The following is a 19498-nucleotide window of genomic DNA, read 5'->3' on the forward strand; positions in this document are numbered from 1 at the left end:
AATTTATTCGATACTTATCCGGATTGATAGTGTTCGATTGGCATGTGGTCGGTTTCGATTAGGCCGTTTATCGATATTTATCGGTTATTACTCAGCCTGCGCCCGCTTCGGCAAGCACGGCGGCAGATACAGACCCAGGTAGGCGTCGAACACTCGCAGGCCTTCCTCGGCCATGCGCGGCGTCAGGCTGCCGTACAGCTGTATGGATCGAGCATAGACGCGGTCGCCCAGTTCCAGGGCCAGCGCAAAGACATCAATGTCCTGCGGCAGGGGCGGGAGGGCGAAGTGGCGGTCGAACACCGTCTGCATCGCCTGACCGAGTTCGAGATCCAGGCGCTGGTCGGCTTGCGTCACCTCGCCGAGGCCATGCTGCACCAGGATCAGCTGGCGAGCGGCGCTGTCCTGCTCGTAGACCCTCAGCATGCGCTGCTCGATCAGTCGTGAGAGGTCGCGCCAGCTGGTCAGGCTCTGATGATCGATGGGCTGTTCGAGGCTGGCTCTGAAGGTCGCGTGGACGTCCGCCGTCAGTGCTGCGAGCAGCGCCGGCACACCTGAGAAGAAGTGATAGACGGAAGAAGGCGGAATGCCGGCGCGCTCGGCCACGGCATATACGGATAACGTCGTGGCGCCCTGCTCGGCGAGCAGTTCGCGGGCACTGGCAAGGATCTGGCGAATGCGCGTCTGGCTGCTGGCGCGCGGGCGGCGACTGGGCGTCGCTGGGCTGGGCTTGGTCATCGGCCTATTTGAAGCCAGCACGGCGGCGGATGCAAACCGCCGTGCTATCGCCTCGCCATGACAGGCGGCTAGACGGTATGCAGATACCAGTTGTATTCCAGATCGGAGATCGAGTGCTCGAATTCGGCCAGTTCGCTCTCCTTGCAGGCAACGAAGATGTCGATGTAATCAGGACTGATGTAGCGCGCCATGATCTCGCTGTCGTCCAGCTCGCGCAGTGCGTCGCGCAGATTGGTCGGCAGGCTCTGTTCGACCTGCTCGTAGGAGTTGCCCTCGATGGGCGCGTCCGGCTCGATCTTGTTGGTCAGGCCGTGATGCACCCCGGCGAGGATGCCCGCCAGCAGCAAGTACGGGTTGGCATCAGCGCCAGCGACACGATGCTCGACACGCACCGCGTCCGGGCTGTCGGTCGGCACGCGCAGCGCCACCGTGCGGTTGTCCATGCCCCAGCAGGGCGCATTGGGCACGTAGAACTGCGCGCCGAAGCGGCGGTAGGAGTTCACGTTGGGGCAGAGGAAGGCCATCGACGCCGCCATGGTCTCCTGCAAACCGCCGATGGCATGCCGCAGTGTTTCGCTTTCCAGCGGATTGTCGGTGGCGAATATATTGTTGCCATTCTTGTCGAGCAGCGAGATGTGCACGTGCAACCCGTTGCCGGCCTGGCCCGGATAGGGCTTGGCCATGAAGGTGGTGTCCATCTCGTGGTCGTAGGCGATGTTCTTGATCAGTCGCTTGAGCAGCACTGCGTAGTCGCACGCCTTGATCGGGTCGGCAACGTGATGCAGGTTGACCTCGAACTGTGCCGGAGCGCTTTCCTTGACGATGGCGTCGGCCGGAATGCCTTGCTCCTTGGCGCCTTCGAGAATGTCCTGCAGACAGTCGACGTATTCGTCGAGATCATCGATCAGGTAGACCTGGGTCGAATGCGGCCGCTTGCCGGAAATCGGCGAGCGCGGCGGCTGCGGTCGGCCGTTGATGTTCTCCTGGTCGATCAGATAGAACTCGAGTTCGAAGGCGGCGCAGATGGTCAGGCCGAGCTCGTCGAATTTGCTCACCACCTGGCGCAGCACCTCGCGCGGGTCGGCAAAGAACGGGTCGCCATCACGCTCGTGCATGGTCATCAGCAGCTGCGCGGTGGGGCGCTTCTGCCAGGGTTCCTTGCACAGTGTGTTGGGGATCGGGAAGCAGGTGCGGTCGGAGTCGCCGATATCCATGCCCAGCCCGCTGCTTTCAACGGTGATGCCATTGATGTCCAGAGCGAACAGCGAAGCGGGTAGGTTGATGCCCTTTTCGTAGACCTTGTGCAGGCTGGCGCGCTCGATGCGCTTGCCGCGCACTACTCCATTCATGTCGGTGATCAGCAGATCGACGTACTGGATCTCCGGATGTTCCTTGAGAAATGCGTTAGCTTCGTTGAGCTGAACGGCACGCGGCGGGGCCATGATGAATTACCTTAATTGTTAAAAATTTCAATCATCAGATGCTTGTCTGGGAGTCAATCGAAAAGCCTGTTCACTGTCAATAGTAGCCCGCTAGCGCCCCATCAGTGCCCACAACAGGCCTTTTTTGGGGCATATCGAAGGCGCTGACGATAACCTGCGACGGGCTAATGCTCGGGCTATTGTCTATAAAAATGAACAAGACTACTCTCCGGTATGCCTCATTCGAACGACGAGTATCCCATGTCGCGCAAGCCTCTGATCGGCGTTTCGGCCTGTACCAAGCAGATCGGCCACCACAAATTCCACATCGCTGGTGACAAGTACCTGCGTGCCGCGGCGATCGCCGGTGTGCCGCTGGTGATCCCGGCACTGGACGAGCTGATCGACCCGACGACGCTGCTGGAAAGCTTCGACGGCCTGTTGTTCACCGGCTCGCCGTCGAATGTCGAGCCGCTTCATTATGGCGGCCCAGCGAGCGAGGCGGGTACGCATCATGATCCTTCGCGTGATCACCTCACCCTGCCGCTTATTCGTGCAGCTGTCGAGGCGGGTATTCCAGTGTTTGGCATCTGCCGGGGCTTTCAGGAAATGAACGTGGCCTTTGGCGGCACGCTGCACCAGAAGGTTCACGAGGCCGGACCTTATCAGGATCACCGTGAGCGTCAGGATGATCCACTGGAGGTGCAGTACGGCCTCAGTCATGCATTGCATGTCCAGCCTGGCGGCCTGCTCGAGAAAATGGGCCTGCCGGCGCAAATTCAGGTCAACTCCGTACACGGTCAGGGTGTCGAACGGCTCGGTGGCGGTCTGCGCATCGAAGCGCTGGCACCGGACGGGCTGATCGAGGCGTTTTCCGTCAAGCAGTCACGCAGCTTTGCCCTCGGTGTGCAGTGGCACCCGGAGTGGCAGGTTCACGAACATCCGCATTATCTGGCGCTGTTCCGGGGCTTCGCCGAAGCCTGCGAGGCCCGCGCCCGACAACGCTGACGGCCGATCCAGGCGGCCCTTTCCAGCAACCCCGAGGTCAACATGAGTATCCAGCTCGACCAGCTCACCGGCTGGCTGAAAGAACACAAGATCACCGAAGTGGAATGCCTGATCAGCGACCTGACCGGGATCGCCCGCGGCAAGATTTCACCAACCAACAAGTTCCTCGGCGAGAAAGGCATGCGCCTGCCGGAAAGCGTTCTGCTGCAGACCGTGACCGGCGACTACGTCGAGGACGACATCTACTACGAGCTGCTCGATCCGGCCGACATCGACATGTTCTGCCGGCCCGACCCGGATGCCGTTTTTCTCGTGCCCTGGGCCATCGAGCCCACCGCCCAGGTGATCCACGACACGTACGACAAGATGGGCAATCCCATCGAGCTGTCACCGCGCAACATCCTGAAGCGCGTACTGAAGATGTACGCCGACCGCGGCTGGCAGCCCATCGTCGCGCCGGAAATGGAGTTCTACCTGACCAAGCGCTGCGAAGATCCGGACCTGCCGTTCCAGCCGCCGATCGGCCGCTCCGGTCGCCAGGAAACCGGCCGCCAGTCGTTCTCCATCGACGCGGCCAACGAATTCGACCCGCTGTTCGAGGATATGTACGACTGGTGCGAGGCACAGGGACTGGATCTGGATACGCTGATCCACGAGGAAGGCACCGCGCAGATGGAGATTAACTTCCGTCATGGCGAGGCGCTGCACCTGGCCGATCAGATCCTGGTGTTCAAGCGCACCATGCGCGAGGCGGCGCTCAAGCACAACGTCGCCGCCACCTTCATGGCCAAACCGATGACCGGCGAGCCGGGCAGTGCAATGCACCTGCACCAGAGCGTCATCGACCAGAGCGGACGCAACATCTTCTCCAACGAAGACGGCTCCATGAGCCAGCTGTTCCTGCACCACGTCGGCGGCCTGCAGAAGTACATCCCCGAGCTGCTGCCGATGTTCGCGCCGAACGTCAATTCGTTCCGCCGCTTCCTGCCGGATACCTCGGCACCGGTGAACGTCGAGTGGGGCGAGGAAAACCGTACCGTGGGCCTGCGCGTACCGGATTCAGATCCGCAGAACCGCCGCGTTGAGAACCGCCTGGCCGGCGCCGATGCCAATCCTTACCTGGCCATCGCCGCCAGCCTGCTGTGCGGCTACATCGGCATGGTCGAGCAGCTACCACCGAGCCAGCCGGTCAAGGGTCGCGGGTACGAACGACGCAACCTGCGCCTGCCGCTGACACTGGAAGCGGCGCTGGAACGGATGGAAACCTGCCGCGAGCTGGAGAAATACCTGAGCCCGAAATTCATCACCGGCTACGTCGCGGTCAAACGCGCCGAGCAGGAGAACTACCACCGGGTGATCAGTTCCTGGGAGCGGGAGTTCCTGATGCTGTCGGTATAAGCGCCGCTTCCACCGGAACCGGTCGTAGGGCGGATGACGTTTTTCTCATTCGCCAAACATGCACGTACTTTATCGAGAGGTGACTGATGAGCGATTCGCAAACCCTGCACTGGCAAGCGCTGAGCCGCGACCATCATCTGCCGCCGTTTACCGACTACAAAGCGCTGAATGCCAAGGGCACGCGCATCATCACCAAGGCGTCCGGCGTCTATCTGTGGGACAGCGAGGGGCACAAGATCCTCGACGCCATGGCCGGGCTCTGGTGCGTCAACCTCGGCTATGGCCGCGAGGAGCTGGTCGAGGCCGCGACCAAGCAGATGCGCGAGCTGCCTTACTACAACCTGTTCTTCCAGACTGCGCACCCGCCGGCCGTGGCGCTGGCCAAGGCGATTGCCGACATCGCACCGGCCGGCATGAACCACGTGTTCTTTACCGGGTCCGGCTCGGAAGCCAACGACACCGTGCTGCGCATGGTGCGCCATTACTGGGCGATCAAGGGCCAACCGGCGAAGAAGGTGGTCATCGGCCGCTGGAACGGCTACCACGGCTCGACCATCGCCGGCGCCAGCCTGGGTGGGATGAAAGCCATGCACGAGCAGGGTGACGGTCCGATCCCCGGCATCGAGCATATCGATCAGCCCTACTGGTTCGGCGAGGGCGGCGACATGAGCCCGGAAGAGTTCGGCGTGCGCATTGCCGACCAACTGGAGCAGAAGATCCTCGAAGTTGGTGAGGACAAGGTCGCCGCCTTCATCGCCGAACCGATCCAGGGCGCCGGCGGCGTGATCATCCCGCCGGAAACGTACTGGCCGCGGATCAAGGAAATTCTCGCGCGCTACGACATCCTCTTCATCGCCGACGAAGTCATCTGCGGCTTCGGCCGTACCGGTGAGTGGTTCGGCAGCGACTATTACGGCCTCGAGCCGGATTTGATGCCGATCGCCAAGGGGCTGACCTCGGGCTATATCCCCATGGGCGGCGTGGTGGTACGCGACGAAGTGGTGCAGACGCTCAACGAGGGCGGCGAGTTCTATCACGGCTTCACCTACTCGGGGCATCCAGTGGCCGCCGCGGTGGCGCTGGAGAACATCCGCATCCTGCGCGAGGAAAAGATCGTCGAGCGGGTGAAGACCAAGACGGCACCCTATTTGCAGTCTCGCTGGCAGGAGCTGATTGAGCATCCGCTGGTGGGCGAAGCCCGTGGCGTTGGCCTGCTCGGTGCGCTGGAGCTGGTGAAGAACAAGAAGACCCGCGAGCGCTTTGCCGACCCCGGCGTCGGCATGCTGTGTCGTGAGCATTGCTTCCGTAACGGCCTGGTGATGCGGGCGGTTGGCGACACCATGATCATCTCCCCGCCGCTGGTTATCAGCGAGGAGCAGATCGACGAGCTGATCGGCAAGGTGCGTCTGTGCCTGGATGCAACGGCCAAGGATGTGCTGGGTTGAGCGACGCGGCAGCCGGTGCTAGCTGGGCCACGGTTGTCGATTGCCAGCTGCGTGCGTTCGGGTTGTTGAAAAAAAGCCCCTGACCTTGCCAGACTGCGCGCGTGCTGGAGGCCAGACTTGCCGAGGGGTGTGTCGACGCCGGCACACCGCGGGCCGTTCCGCTACATGGCCTGCTCCACTGCCCCGACAATTAACGATGACAACAGGAGCTGCACGGATGAAACCCTTCGCCAAGACCCTTCTTGCCATGACGCTGGCCGGCACCGTTGCCGGGGCTGCTCAGGCTCAGGTATTGCACGTCTACAACTGGTCCGACTACATCGCCGAAGACACCCTGGAAAACTTCACCAAGGAAACCGGCATCAAGGTCGTCTACGATGTCTTCGACAGCAATGAAGTGCTCGAAGCCAAACTGTTGGCCGGTAGCTCCGGTTATGACGTGGTGGTGCCGTCCAACCCGTTCCTGGCCAAGCAGATCAAGGCCGGCGTGTTCCAGAAGCTGGACAAGTCCAAGCTGCCGAACTGGGAAAATCTCGACAAGGACCTGCTCAAGGCGCTGGAGCCGAGCGACCCGGGCAACCAGTACTCGATTCCCTACATGTGGGGCACCATCGGCATCGGCTACAACGTCGACAAGGTCAAGGCCGTACTCGGCGATAACGCGCCGGTGAACTCCTGGGATCTGGTGTTCAAGCCGGAAAACATCGAGAAGCTGAAGTCCTGTGGCGTCGCCTTCCTCGACTCGCCGACCGAGATGCTGCCTGCCGCGCTGCACTACCTGGGTTATGCGCCGGACAGCGGCAAGGCCGACGAGCTGAAGAAGGCCGAAGACCTGTTCATGCAGATCCGCCCGCACGTCGCCTACTTCCATTCGTCCAAGTACATCTCGGACCTGGCCAACGGCAATATCTGCGTGGCGATCGGTTATTCCGGCGACATCTACCAAGGCAAATCCCGCGCCGAGGAAGCGGCCAACGGCGTAAACGTCGGCTACAAGATTCCGCAGCAGGGCGCCGGCAGCTTCTTCGACATGCTGGCGGTGCCAGCCGATGCCAAGAACGTCGACAACGCCCACGTCTTCCTCAACTACCTGATGAAGCCGGAAGTGATGGCGTCGATCACCAACTACGTGCAGTTCCCCAACGGCAACGCCGCTGCTACCCCGTTGCTGGATGAAGCGATTCGCACGGACGAAGGTATCTACCCGAGCAAGGAGGTGCTGCAGAAGCTCTACACCTTCCCTGACCTGGATCCGAAAACCCAGCGCGCGATGACCCGCAGCTGGACCAAGATCAAGTCCGGACGTTGATGGGCCCGCCCCGATGCCGGCTAGTGTGTACGCACGCATGCACGGCTATCGGGGCAATCATCGACAGCAGTACCTGCCGCACATTGGGTTGCGAGAGTAAGCATCCGAACACGGCCCCGGCACGCCTGCTCGTCGCGGCAGCACTGTCCGTTACACCAAATCTGTTGATTTTCAGAGGTTTTTCCAATAAACAGCCCGCCTTTCCCGCCGGGATCGCGCGCGGTCTGTAACAAGAGGACTCATTCATGCGTTCGACATTCAAGTCGCTGATCGTCGCCGCCGCCATTGCCGGTACCGCGACCGCCCAGGCTGCGTCCGTGCACATCTACAACTGGTCGGATTACATCGGCGAAACGACGCTGGAAGAGTTCGAGAAGGAAACCGGCATCAAGCCCGTCTACGACGTCTTCGATTCCAATGAAACCCTGGAAGGCAAACTGCTGGCTGGCCGCAGCGGCTACGACGTGGTGGTGCCCTCCAACCATTTCCTCGGCAAGCAGATCCGTGCCGGTGCGTTCCAGGCGCTGGACAAGAGCAAGCTGCCGAACTGGGAACACCTCGACCCGGCGCTGCTCAAGCAGCTGCAGAAGAACGACCCCAGCAATGCCCATGCGGCGCCGTATCTATGGGGCACCAACGGCATCGGTTACAACGTGGAGAAGGTCAAAGCCGCGCTGGGCGTCGATGAGATCGATTCCTGGGCGGTGATCTTCGAGCCGGAGAACGCGGCAAAGCTGGCCAGCTGCGGCATCGCCTTTCTCGATTCGGCGGATGAGATGATCCCGGCCATGCTCAACTACCTGGGGCTGGACCCCAACAGCGAGAACGCCGCGGATTATCAGAAGGCCGAGGAGAAGCTCCTGGCCGTGCGTCCACATGTGCGTTATTTCCATTCTTCCAAATACATTTCTGACCTCGCCAATGGCAATATCTGCGTCGCCGCCGGGTTCTCCGGCGATGTATTCCAGGCGGCCGCCCGCGCCGAGGAAGCCGGCAAAGGGGTCGAGATCGCCTACGCCATTCCCAAGGAGGGCGGCAACCTCTGGTTCGACATGCTCGCCATTCCGGCCGATGCACGTAACGTCGACGAAGCCCACGCGTTCATCAACTACCTGCTGCGCCCCGAAGTGATTGCCGGGGTGAGTGACTATGTCGGTTACGCCAACCCCAATCTCAAGGCCGGCGAGCTGATGGACCAGGAGGTGCGCCAGGACGCTTCGGTATATCCGCCGCAGGAAGTGCTGGATCGCCTGTACGTCATGGCCGAGCTGCCGCCGAAGATCCAGCGGTTGACGACCCGCTCCTGGACCAAGGTGAAGTCCGGCAAGTGAACCCCTGATCGAAGGGCGCGTCTGGCGACGCGCTCGTTGCAATGACCACTAGATACCCGGCGCAGGCCGGCCAACCTTTTTCATTTCGGGAGTTCGCGCATGGCCGTTGCCTCCAGCGCCTACAAGAAAGCCCTCAGTGGCGAGAGCAAGAACAAGCAGGTGCTGCTGAAGATCGATCGCGTCACCAAGAAGTTCGACGAAACGGTGGCGGTCGACGATGTCTCGCTGAGCATCCATCAGGGCGAAATCTTCGCGCTGCTGGGCGGTTCGGGCTCGGGAAAATCGACCCTGCTGCGCATGCTCGCCGGCTTCGAGCGGCCCACCGAGGGACGCATCTTCCTCGATGGCCAGGACATTACCGACATGCCGCCCTACGAGCGGCCGATCAACATGATGTTCCAGTCCTACGCCCTGTTCCCGCACATGACAGTGGAGCAGAACATCGCTTTCGGCCTCAAGCAGGATGGGCTGCCGAAAGAGGAGGTCGAAGCGCGGGTGAAGGAGATGCTCGGGCTGGTGCAGATGAGTCAGTACGCCAGGCGCAAGCCGCATCAGCTGTCCGGCGGCCAACGCCAGCGTGTCGCGCTGGCGCGTTCGCTTGCCAAGCGTCCCAAGCTGCTGCTGCTCGACGAGCCGATGGGCGCGCTGGACAAGAAGCTGCGCTCACAGATGCAGCTGGAGCTGGTGCAGATCATCGAGCGCGTCGGCGTGACCTGCGTGATGGTCACCCACGACCAGGAAGAGGCCATGACCATGGCCGAACGCATTGCCATCATGCATTTGGGTTGGATCGCCCAGGTCGGCAGCCCGATGGACATCTACGAGACCCCGGCGAGCCGCCTGGTCTGCGAGTTCATCGGCAACGTCAACCTGTTCGATGGCGAGCTGATCGAAGACATGGGCGATCACGCCGTCATTGCCAGCCCAGGCCTTGAGAACCCGATCTACGTCGGTCACGGCATCAGTACCCGCGCCCAGGACAAGCAGATCACCTACGCGATCCGTCCGGAAAAGCTGCTGATCGGCACCGAACTGCCAGAACTGGAGCGCCCTGGCTACAACTGGGCCAAAGGCGTCGTGCACGACATCGCCTACCTCGGTGGCCACTCGGTCTATTACATCAAGCTGCCATCCGGTGGCGTGCTGCAGGCCTTCATGGCCAACGCCGAGCGCCACGTGAAACTGCCGACCTGGGAGGAAGAGGTGTACGTCTACTGGTGGGATGACAGCGGCGTGGTGTTGCAGGCATGAAGCGCTCGCCGTTGAACACCGGGCGCCGACTGGTCATCGGCGTACCCTTCGTTTGGCTGATGCTGTTCTTCCTGCTGCCATTCGCCATCGTGCTGAAGATCAGCTTCGCCGAAGCCGATGTGGCGATACCGCCGTATACCGACATCTTCGCCTATGCCAACCAGCAGCTGCAGGTGCTGGTAAACCTCGGCAACTACATCTTCCTCAGCGAAGACGAGCTGTATCTGGCGGCCTATCTGGGCTCGCTGAAGATCGCCTTCTTCAGCACCCTGCTCTGCCTGCTGATCGGCTATCCCATGGCCTATGCGATCTCGCGGGCGCGCAAGGATCTGCAGACGGTGCTGCTGCTGCTGATCATGATGCCGACCTGGACCGCCATCCTCATCCGCGTCTATGCCTGGATGGGCATTCTCAGCAGCAACGGTCTGCTCAACAGCCTGCTGCTCGGCATGGGGCTGATCGACACACCGCTGCAGATACTCAATACGGATATCGCCGTGTACATCGGCGTGGTCTATTCCTACCTGCCGTTCATGATCCTGCCGCTCTACGCCAACCTGGTGAAGCACGACCAGAGCCTGCTGGAGGCCGCCTCCGACCTCGGTGCGCGCAACCTCACCAGCTTCTGGAAGATCACCGTGCCGCTGTCGAAGAACGGCATCATCGCCGGTTGCATGCTGGTGTTCATCCCGGTGGTGGGCGAGTTCGTCATCCCCGAACTGCTCGGCGGCCCGGAGACGCTGATGATCGGCAAGGTGCTGTGGCAGGAGTTCTTCAACAACCGTGATTGGCCAGTGGCCTCGGCTCTGGCGGTGGTGATGCTGGCGATCCTGCTGATACCGATCATCCTGTTCAACAGAAACCAAGCCAAGGAACTGGAGGGCAAGCTATGAGGCGCTGGAGCTTTTCCAATCTGATCCTGGTGCTCGGGTTGCTGTTCATCTACCTGCCGATGGTGATTCTGGTCATCTACTCGTTCAACGCCTCGCGGTTGGTGACGGTGTGGGGTGGCTGGTCGCTGAAGTGGTACACCGGGCTGCTGGACAACTCCCAGCTGATGGGCGCGGTGATGCGCTCGCTGGAAGTCGCGGCCTACACCGCGGTTGCCGCCGTGGCGCTGGGCACCATGGCTGCATTCGTCCTCACGCGGATCCCGGTGTTCCGTGGCCGCACGCTGTTCGGTGGCCTGGTCACCGCGCCGCTGGTGATGCCGGAAGTGATCACCGGTCTGTCCTTGCTGCTGTTGTTCGTCGCCATGGCGCAACTGGTCGGCTGGCCGGCGCAGCGCGGGCTGGTGACGATCTGGATCGCCCACACCACCTTCTGCTCGGCGTACGTCGCGGTGGTGGTGATGGCGCGCCTGCGCGAGCTGGACCTGTCCATCGAGGAAGCCGCGATGGACCTCGGTGCGCGACCGTGGAAGGTATTCTTCGTGATCACCATGCCGATGATCGCGCCCTCGCTGGCGGCTGGCGGCATGCTCTCCTTCGCCCTGTCGCTGGATGATCTGGTACTGGCCAGCTTCGTCTCCGGTCCAGGTTCGACCACCCTGCCGATGGAGATCTTCTCTGCCGTGCGTCTGGGCGTGAAACCGGAGATCAACGCGGTGGCCAGCCTGATCCTGCTCAGCGTGTCGCTGGCGACCTTCCTTGCCTGGTTCCTCACCCGCCGCGCCGAAAAACGCCGTATCCGCGCGATGCAGCAGGCCGCTGCTGAAACCGCTGGCAATCCGACCTGGCGCCAGGTGATCGACAGCCGCAAAGTGCTGGTGCCGCCCTCGGTACATACCTGAGCATTGGCTCGACAGCAAAACGAAAAGGGCGCATCGATGCGCCCTTTTTGTTTCAGTTGTCTGCTCCGCAACGCCATGTGCAGCCGGAGAGCGGATAACGCGAGTCGCGCCATCTTCAGGCATCACGTCTCGGTGCGTCCGTTGCGCTTCCCCAGCAACCATTCCGCGTCCATGTGCCGATCAGCCTTCAGGTCGGCAACCCGTACCAGTTGCGTTCTCACTCAGTGGCTCGTCGCATCCCGCACCGCCATCCGGGCGCGGGCGCAGCCAGAGTGGTGCCAGGTAGCGCAACGCCAGGCCGAAGGCCGTCAGCCAACCGAGCCCTGCGAGCATGTTCAGCAGTGGCACGGGCGCACCCGGCAGCCCGGCGCTGGCGCGCAGCAGCGCGGCGAATACCAGCAGGCACGTTGCGATAGGCACCCAGGGCCCGCGATCCAGCGCATAACCGCTGTGGGTGCGCCCGGCGATGCACAGCACCGCGAGAATCGATACGCCCATGGCGCCAAGCGTCAGCAGATGGCGACCGGCGCTGCTGGCATAACCGTCGGCGAGCAGCGAGACGCCGAGTGCGCCATAACCCAAGGCCATCAACCAGTAAACGCTGTAGAGCATCAGCGACCAGCGTTCCAGCAGCGCGCGGCCGATGTGCCAGTCGTTGAGCAGATTGAACATGGCAGCGGCTGTGGCGAGCGCCAGCCAGCCGTTCAGCGGGGCCGGCAGAGCCAGCCACTCAACGAGGGAAAACAGGCTGATGCAGAAGATCGCCAGGTTGCGCCGTGGCGGTCGCGCGCGATAGTCGTCGTCCACCTCGTGGCCGGCATCCCGGTGTGCCTGAATGGCGTCGTTGAGGATGCGCATGGAGATTCGGCTCATGGCGACCACGATCAGCACCATCATCACGCCGACCGCCGCATGTAACCAGCGCATCGGGTACTGGCCGCTGACGGCGTCGATATGGAAGCCGACTGTCACCAGGGCCAGCGCGCTGAGCCCGCCAAAGAAACCGTACTGTCGGCGCAAGGGATCGCCCAGCAGGCGCGGGGCGAGCAGCAGCGGCAGGGCGAGCGCGAAGGCACTGTTGAACAGCGCCGCCGGCCACGGCCCAATGATGCCGGAGAGCCAGAAACACAGCCGCGCCGCCAGCCAGAGCAGCAAAAAGGCAAAACCCACATGCCGGCCGAACGCCGCGGTGGCAGTGAATTCGGGCACCGCGGTGAGCACGAAGCCGGCCACCGCGGCAAGGCCGAAGCCGAGCAGCATCTCATGGGCATGCCAGACCATTGGCCCACCCGGCACGCTTGGCAGCGGCAACCCGAAACCGAGAAAGCCGAGCCAGAGTGCGATGCCGGCCACGGCCAGCAGCACGGTGGCGAGAAACAGCGGACGGAAGCTGCACAGCAGCAATGGCCAGGCAGCGAGTCGCGGCGATAAGGTCTTCAGCATCGTGAGCGCGCTCTACTGGCGGTGGGTGAGGGGGCTGCCTCGCGAATGGCGAACTTGGCGTCGGTGGGCAAGGGCTGCGGCGCGCGGCTGGCCAGGCCGAAGCTCTCGCGCACGGCGGGCAACTGCAGCAGCTCGGCGGTGTGCTGATAGATCCAGATATCGCTGCGCTGCACGGCTGGCAGATCCAGCTCAAGGTGGCTGACGATGCGTCCCGGTGTGGCCGCCATGACCAGGATGCGGTCGGCCAGGCGCACGGCTTCCATCAGGTCGTGGGTGATCATCAGCACGCCCATGCCGCGTGCAGCCTGCTCGGCCAGCAGCAGGGCGTAGAGGTCTTCCTTGAGGCCGATATCCAGCGCGGCGAAGGGTTCATCGAGCAGCAGCAGATCCGGCTGCAACACCAGCGCCCGCGCCAGGGACACACGGCTCTGCATGCCACCGGAAAGCTGGTGCGGAAATTTGCCAAGATCGCCAGCAGCCAGGCCCAGGCGCAGCGCCAGGGCCGCCGCTTGCTGCAGGCGTTGCGGTCGCGGCATGCCGGCGGCCTTGAGGCCCAGGGCGATGTTATCGAGTGTGGTTTTCCATGGCAGCAGCCGCGGTTGCTGGAACATGCTGGCGGGGTTACCGAAACCGTTGTCGATGCGTCCTTCCTGCACGTCCAGCAGCCCTGCGCAAAGGTGCAGCAGGGTGGTCTTGCCGCAGCCCGAAGGGCCGACCAGCGCGACCACTTCACCTGCCGCCAGGTTGAAGTCGATGCCGCTGAAGATTTCCTCGCGACCAAAGGCGTGGGCCAGGCCGTGAATGTGCAATTGCGTCATGAGGACACCTCGCGCCAGCGCTCGACTTCGCGCTTGATCGGTTCCAGCAGCAGGTATTCCACCGCCAGCAACAGGCCGACCACCGCGGTGATCCAAGCCATGGTCGCGCTGGTATCCAGATGCGAGCGTGACACCGCGAGCGCGGCGCCGACGCCGTCCTGGGTGGCGAGCAACTCGGCCATCACCACGATTTTCCAGGCCATGGCGAGTGCGGTGATCCAGGCCGGAAACAGGTAGGAGACGACGTGCGGCAGATAGACATCGAGCAACAGCATCCGCCGCGGCAGGCGAAATGCCAGGGCCATGCCCTTTAGCTGGTTGTCCAGTGTGCGGGTGCCTTGCAGTGCACCGACGAACACCAGCGGAAAGCTGGCGATGAACACGGTGAACACCGGAGTGCCGTCGCTGGCGCCGAACCAGAGCATCGCCAGTACCAGCCAGGCGATTGGCGGCATGCCCATGAGCACGGTGACCAGCGGCCGCGCCATCATCGAGGCAGTCATGGAGACACCGGCGGCAAGCCCGAGTACGCTGCCGACCACCACGGACAAGGCAAAGCCGAGCAGCGCCCGGCGGCTGGTGGCCAGTAGCTCCGGCCAGGCGGCCCCTTCATCGATCAACTGGAGCAGACGGGCAAAGGTGTCCAGCGGCGTAGGCAGCACCAGTGCGCCATAGTGACTGGCCACTGCCTCCCAGCCCGCCAGCAGCAGAAACAGGCTGGCTAGCGCGCCCCAGCCGCTCCACAGATAGCCGGGCAGGCTGGCCAGCCAGCTGCGCAGGAGGCTCATGGCTGATCGCTGACTGGCGAGTAGAAGTCATCGGCCGGCAGCTTGCCGCCGATCAGCGCCGGGTTCTTTTGCAACAGCAGCTCGAACAGATACTCCACTTCTGCCCGCGCCTCGGCGGCGGGCACGGCCTCCATCTGCGCCACGGCCAGCGAATCGGTTACCGCAGCAGCGCTGAGCATCGGCAGATGCTTGGCGACCAGCTGGCCACAGCGCTCGGCGTTGGCGCTGCACCACTGCAGCGAGTCGGCATAGGCCTGGGCGATACGTGCGGCGATCTGCGGCTGGTCCTTCACACTGGCCATCAGCGCGATGCCGGCCTGTGGAATGCGTGCTTCGCGTTGCAGCAGACGGCCCCACTCCCGTTGCAGGTCGACGCTGCGATACAGATCCGGCGCAACCAGCCCCAACGGCCCTTCGCTGGCCTTGCGCAGGGCCATGGAGATTGCCGGCTCGGCCAGCAGCGCGTGGTCGGTACGGCGCATCAGCAGCAGCTGCATGGCGTCGATTGGGGTGGCGACGTAGCGTAAACGCAGGTCCTTGCGTACATCGATGCCGGCACGCTCGGCCAGCAGGCCGAAGAGGATGTCCGGCATGTCGCCACGGAACGGCATGGCGATCTCCTTGCCGCGCAGATCGTCCAGGGTGGTCAGGCCCTGTTCGCGGGACACCAGCCAGAGCAGCCCCCAGGTCGAAACGTTGAGCATGCGCAGCTTGGCGCCGCGGTTGTACAGGTTGGCGGCGACGTTGACCGGCATGGCCAGCACGTCTGCCTGCTCGTTCAGCGCTAGCAGGCGCAGCTGGTCGGGATCGCGCCAGCTGACGAATTCCACCTTGTCCGCCAGGTCGTCCAGCGCACCGGATTCGACCATGTGAATCAACGGATTCGATACCGACGAGGACGGGCCGGCCAGGACCAGGCGCGGCAGCTTGTCCGCCAACGCTGGTGCTCCAGCCACCAGCAGAACGGCCATCAGCAGGTGGCGGAGCATCAGAAGCTCCCGCTCAGCGCGACGGTGATGCCGCGCCCGGGTGCTTCCAGCTCGTTGCCGCTGATGCCGTCAGCCAGATGCTCGTGGTAGGCCTTGTCGAACAGGTTGCTCAGGCGCGCATCGAGATTGGCGGTCTGCAGTACACCGATCTTGCCAAAGCCCCAGCCCAGGCTGGCATCGGCGGTAACGAAGCCTGCGGTACGGTCCTCGCCACCGCGGGTGAACTCGGTCGCTACACGATCCTGTTCGGCGACCGCACGCAGCTGGGCATGCCAGTAGAGGCCGCGCTCGGCCGGCTGGCCAATGCCCAGGGTAAGCTCGTGGGCCGGCATCTGGTTCAGTGGTTCGTCGTCCTGTTTGTTCTCACCGCGCAGCCAGGTGAAGCTGCCGTCCACCACGAAGACGCCAACGGCCTTGCTGGCGCTGCCTTCGAAACCGTAGATCACCACTTTGTCGAGGTTCTCGGTGCGCTTGATCGGCAGCCCGTTGGGCGCGTTAGTGCCGGTCACGCGGCCGGCGATGTAGTCGTCGATGCGTGTGTGGAAGGCAGCCAGCTGATAGGTGAAATCGCCATCGTTACCCTTGAGACCGACCTCGAAACTGGTGGAGCGCTCGGCGTCCAGCTGCGGGTTGCCGACGTGAAAATAGCCGTCGCCGCGCGGCGCATCGTCATAGCGCTCGCGCATGTCGGCGGCGCGATAGGCCTGGCCGACGTTGGCATAAAGGTTAAGGGTGTCGGTCAGCGGATGCAGCGCACCCAGCGACCACGACAGGTTGTGGTCAGTGCTGTCCAGGCCGCTGGTTGTAAATGAAGGACCGTTGCCCTTGGCTCGGGCATCGGCGCTGATGCGGTCGTAACGGGCTCCGGCGGTGAGGCGCGTCTGGCCGAGGTCGAATTCGTCCTGCACGAACAGCCCGTAGGACTCGATCTCGGCATCCTTGAAGGGGTCGTTGCGCTGGTTGTTGTTGAAGGTCGGCGGGCCATCCACGTAGCGCTCCGGATCGCCGGTCATCTTCCAGCCGTCGACGCCCACCGTCAGCAGGTGATCGGCTACTGGCACCACCCAGCTCGAGCGCAGCCCGTGAGTAATGAAGCTGACGTCGTTGCGAACGTAGTCGCGATCGAGCCGCTCGGAGTAGGCACGGATCTCCCGGTAGACCTCCTGACGGTAGAGTTCGGTGTTCAGGGTGCCTGCACCGAGACCGTTTTCCAGTCCGATCTGGAACAGCTCGCGCTGCTGTTCCGGCGAATGAATGGTCGCGGTGCCGAGCGGTACCGGGATGCCGGCGCCGCCCGGCTGCCCACCGGTACGCGCCGAGCCCGGGTACCAGACGTCGCGGTCGGTGTGGCGCTGGATGTTCAGGTTTACGCTGACATCCTCGGCCAGCCTTTGCTTGTACTTGAACAGCAGGGTATCGGAGCTGTAGCCAGTGTTCTCTTCGGTACCGTTGGGGCTTTTGTAGTCGTTGACCTTGCGCCCTGCAACGCCCAGCACCAGCGCATGATCGCTGCTGGAGTCGCGCAGCAGCGTCGCGCCGGTGAAGCCCTTGTCGACGCTGCTGGCGCTGGTGGAGAAGCGTCCGCTGCGTTCGTCCTGCTCTGTAAAGCGTGCCTGTGGCGTGACCAGGTTGACCACCCCGCCCATGGCGCCGCTGCCGTACAGCACCGAGCCCGGACCCTTGACCACTTCGGCGCGTTCCAGCAAACCGAGATCAAGCTGCGAGGCTAACGAGCCTTGCGGCTGGCCGGAATTGACCCGCACGCCGTCGACCATCAGCACCACGCTTTCCTTCTTCATGCCGCGCAACACCGGGTTCTGCCCCCAGGCGCCGTCGCTATGCACGGCGAGCCCGGGCTTACCGCGGAACAGGCTGCCAGCCGGCGCTGCCGTTTCGGTTGGCTGTGCTTGCAGTACCTCGATGGCTTGCGGAATGTCCTGGGTCGCGGCTTCGTAGCCCTTGGCGGTGACGACAGTTTCCGGCAACTCGAGTGGTGCGGCGAGAGCGGAAGTAGTGCTTACGGCCAGGCAGGCCAGGGCGAGCGGGTGAAGGCGGAGGATCATCGAACGGCTCCCGGATGGTGCGTCGACTGTGATGCCGACTGGATGGGAGCGATTCTCGTTCAGGTGATAATAGTTATCATTTGATTGCGATCAAGTTTGCCGGTCATAGCCTATGGTTGCTGCCAGTCGCAGAAGCAAGCCACCGCCAGCGAATGGGTGGCGCGCACCTTGCGCCCGGCCAGCACCGCATCGAGGATCGGCTCGACGAAGCTATTGTCCGAGCTGCACACCGCGCCCTCGCTGTACGGACCGATATAGGCGAGTTCGCCGCTCTGGTCCCAGATGCCCACGGCGGGGCTGGCCGGCAGTTGCTCGGAGCCGGGCAGCACGTCCAGCGACTGCAGTGACGCCAGCGGTCCCGGCAGACGGCCCTTGCTGCCGGGTTTGCGCACTTCATAGAAGTCCACGGGCTGCCCGGCAAAGCGCTTCAGCAGCTCTTCCAGGTGCTGCTGGTTGCCAACATTGCATGGACAGCTCGGATCCCAGAAATGCACGAAACGCACCGGCCCAGGGCCCTGCAGTTCCGCCGGCAGGCGCAGCTCGTCGCCGGAAAACAGCTCGGCGCGCTCACCTTCGAAGGTGCGCAGGTAGCGTGCCTCGAACCACCAGAACGCGGCCAGCATGGCGCCGCCCCAGAGCAGGGCGATCAAGGCGGCGATCAGGTATTTGCGGCGGGCACTCATGGCTGGCTCCGATGTGGGTGCGCAAGCTTGCCATGACGCGGCTCAGAGCTGAATATCCCGAGTCCCAACCGTCCAAAGAAAGCCCATGCCTTCGCGTATCCAGCCTGATCGTCTGCGCAACAGTTTGCCCGCCCTGGTCGAGGCAACCGACGCTTGCGCCGAAACGCTGCACTACCAGGCCTATTACGGCCTGGACATGCCGCATCGGCGCAATGTGCAGCGGCGGTTAGGGCGCTTCCGTGTGCATGACTACGATGTGGTCGCCCAGGCCTGGTGGCCCGAGCAGCCCCACGCCAGTCTGCTGATCCTGCATGGCTACTACGATCACATGGGCCTGTATCGACATGTGGTCGACTGGGCGCTGGAGATGGGTTTCGCCGTGCTTGCTTGCGACCTGCCGGGGCACGGCCTGTCCAGTGGCCCGCGGGCGAGCATCAACGAATTCGACGAATACCAGGCGGTGCTCAGCGGGCTGTTCGAGCAGGCGCGCCAGCTTGATCTGCCGCGGCCTTGGCATCTGCTTGGCCAGAGCACCGGCGGTGCCATCGCGCTGGATTACCTGTTGCATCAGGCCGACAGTCCTGACTTGGGCCGCACCATCCTGCTGGCGCCATTGATCCGCCCGCGTGCCTGGTTGCGCTCGCGCATCAGCTACGAATTGCTGCGGCGCTTCGTACAGCAGATACCGCGGACGTTCAGTGAGAACTCCGGTGATCCGGGTTTTCTCGAGTTCGTCCAGAGCCAGGACCCGCTGCAGCCGGACATCCTGCCAACCGCCTGGGTCGGCGCCTTGTCACGCTGGATACCGCGCATCGAAGGTGCAGCGGGCAGCACCCACTCGCCACTGATCATCCAGGGCGAGGCGGACATGACGGTGGATTGGCAGTACAACCTGCCGATCCTCGAACGCAAGTTCGCTGGTGCGGAAGTTCTGCGCCTGCCCGAGGCACGCCACCATCTGGTGAACGAACGCGAGGAGCTGCGCCGTGCCTACTTCGAGTTCCTGCGCGAGCGCCTGAAGTAG

The 19498-nt window shown here is 63.2% G+C and carries 17 protein-coding genes; 9 read left to right on the plus strand and 8 right to left on the minus strand.

The genetic code is table 11. The features are described 5' to 3' along the window. Nucleotides 1-87: 87 nt before the first annotated feature. Complete coding sequence (locus SM130_RS00325) at nucleotides 88-735, minus strand: TetR/AcrR family transcriptional regulator (RefSeq protein ID WP_102826898.1); 648 nt, start codon at nucleotides 733-735, stop codon at nucleotides 88-90. Between the two features lie 68 nt (nucleotides 736-803). Further along, a complete protein-coding gene (locus SM130_RS00330; RefSeq protein WP_258006895.1) occupies nucleotides 804-2177 on the minus strand; it encodes a glutamine synthetase family protein in 1374 nt (457 codons plus the stop codon). A gap of 240 nt (nucleotides 2178-2417) precedes the next feature. On the opposite strand from SM130_RS00330, the gene SM130_RS00335 reads away from it, so the two are divergent. From SM130_RS00335 to SM130_RS00370, 8 genes are all read left to right on the plus strand, one after another. Further along, nucleotides 2418-3164 (plus strand): gamma-glutamyl-gamma-aminobutyrate hydrolase family protein, encoded by a 747-nt coding sequence (locus tag SM130_RS00335; RefSeq protein WP_102826896.1) that lies wholly within the window; start codon nucleotides 2418-2420, stop codon nucleotides 3162-3164. Between the two features lie 42 nt (nucleotides 3165-3206). Beyond that, nucleotides 3207-4562, plus strand: coding sequence for a glutamine synthetase family protein (locus SM130_RS00340; RefSeq protein WP_102826895.1), 1356 nt, complete (start codon nucleotides 3207-3209; stop codon nucleotides 4560-4562). 86 nt (nucleotides 4563-4648) lie between these two features. Beyond that, on the plus strand, nucleotides 4649-6007 hold the full coding sequence (locus tag SM130_RS00345; protein ID WP_102826894.1) for an aspartate aminotransferase family protein: 1359 nt from the start codon (nucleotides 4649-4651) through the stop codon (nucleotides 6005-6007). Between the two features lie 217 nt (nucleotides 6008-6224). Then, nucleotides 6225-7316 carry a polyamine ABC transporter substrate-binding protein gene (locus SM130_RS00350; RefSeq protein WP_102826893.1) on the plus strand — a complete coding sequence of 364 codons (1092 nt, stop codon included), beginning with the start codon at nucleotides 6225-6227 and terminating at the stop codon, nucleotides 7314-7316. A 245-nt stretch (nucleotides 7317-7561) separates the two neighbouring features. Then, nucleotides 7562-8647: a polyamine ABC transporter substrate-binding protein gene (locus SM130_RS00355; protein WP_102826891.1), complete on the plus strand. Its 1086-nt coding sequence runs from the start codon at nucleotides 7562-7564 to the stop codon at nucleotides 8645-8647. A 99-nt stretch (nucleotides 8648-8746) separates the two neighbouring features. Beyond that, nucleotides 8747-9898, plus strand: coding sequence for a polyamine ABC transporter ATP-binding protein (potA, locus tag SM130_RS00360; protein ID WP_102826890.1), 1152 nt, complete (start codon nucleotides 8747-8749; stop codon nucleotides 9896-9898). A gap of 11 nt (nucleotides 9899-9909) precedes the next feature. After that, complete coding sequence (locus tag SM130_RS00365) at nucleotides 9910-10791, plus strand: ABC transporter permease subunit (RefSeq protein ID WP_181019306.1); 882 nt, start codon at nucleotides 9910-9912, stop codon at nucleotides 10789-10791. Beyond that, complete coding sequence (locus SM130_RS00370; protein WP_102826888.1) at nucleotides 10788-11690, plus strand: ABC transporter permease subunit; 903 nt, start codon at nucleotides 10788-10790, stop codon at nucleotides 11688-11690. Before SM130_RS00365 ends, SM130_RS00370 begins: the two co-directional genes overlap by 4 nt. A gap of 180 nt (nucleotides 11691-11870) precedes the next feature. Here the strand turns inward: SM130_RS00370 and SM130_RS00375 are convergent, their stop codons facing one another. The 6 genes from SM130_RS00375 to SM130_RS00400 all read right to left on the minus strand — a co-directional run bounded on the left by SM130_RS00375 (nucleotide 11871) and on the right by SM130_RS00400 (nucleotide 18474). Further along, on the minus strand, nucleotides 11871-13133 hold the full coding sequence (locus tag SM130_RS00375; RefSeq protein WP_102826887.1) for an NnrS family protein: 1263 nt from the start codon (nucleotides 13131-13133) through the stop codon (nucleotides 11871-11873). Beyond that, nucleotides 13127-13951: an ABC transporter ATP-binding protein gene (locus SM130_RS00380; protein ID WP_102826886.1), complete on the minus strand. Its 825-nt coding sequence runs from the start codon at nucleotides 13949-13951 to the stop codon at nucleotides 13127-13129. Before SM130_RS00380 ends, SM130_RS00375 begins: the two co-directional genes overlap by 7 nt. Beyond that, entirely contained in the window at nucleotides 13948-14739 is a 792-nt protein-coding gene (locus SM130_RS00385) for an ABC transporter permease (RefSeq protein ID WP_102826885.1), read from the minus strand. The genes SM130_RS00380 and SM130_RS00385 overlap by 4 nt, the downstream gene beginning before the upstream one ends. Continuing rightward, complete coding sequence (locus tag SM130_RS00390; protein WP_102826884.1) at nucleotides 14736-15728, minus strand: ABC transporter substrate-binding protein; 993 nt, start codon at nucleotides 15726-15728, stop codon at nucleotides 14736-14738. Before SM130_RS00390 ends, SM130_RS00385 begins: the two co-directional genes overlap by 4 nt. After that, on the minus strand, nucleotides 15728-17791 hold the full coding sequence (locus SM130_RS00395; protein WP_102826883.1) for a TonB-dependent receptor plug domain-containing protein: 2064 nt from the start codon (nucleotides 17789-17791) through the stop codon (nucleotides 15728-15730). The genes SM130_RS00390 and SM130_RS00395 overlap by 1 nt, the downstream gene beginning before the upstream one ends. A gap of 110 nt (nucleotides 17792-17901) precedes the next feature. Beyond that, on the minus strand, nucleotides 17902-18474 hold the full coding sequence (locus tag SM130_RS00400) for a DUF6436 domain-containing protein (protein WP_102826882.1): 573 nt from the start codon (nucleotides 18472-18474) through the stop codon (nucleotides 17902-17904). Between the two features lie 85 nt (nucleotides 18475-18559). Between SM130_RS00400 and SM130_RS00405 the strand changes: the two genes are divergently transcribed. Further along, nucleotides 18560-19498: an alpha/beta hydrolase gene (locus tag SM130_RS00405; protein WP_102826881.1), complete on the plus strand. Its 939-nt coding sequence runs from the start codon at nucleotides 18560-18562 to the stop codon at nucleotides 19496-19498.

Source organism: Stutzerimonas stutzeri (genome assembly GCF_038561965.1).
Lineage (GTDB): Bacteria > Pseudomonadota > Gammaproteobacteria > Pseudomonadales > Pseudomonadaceae > Stutzerimonas > Stutzerimonas stutzeri_AA.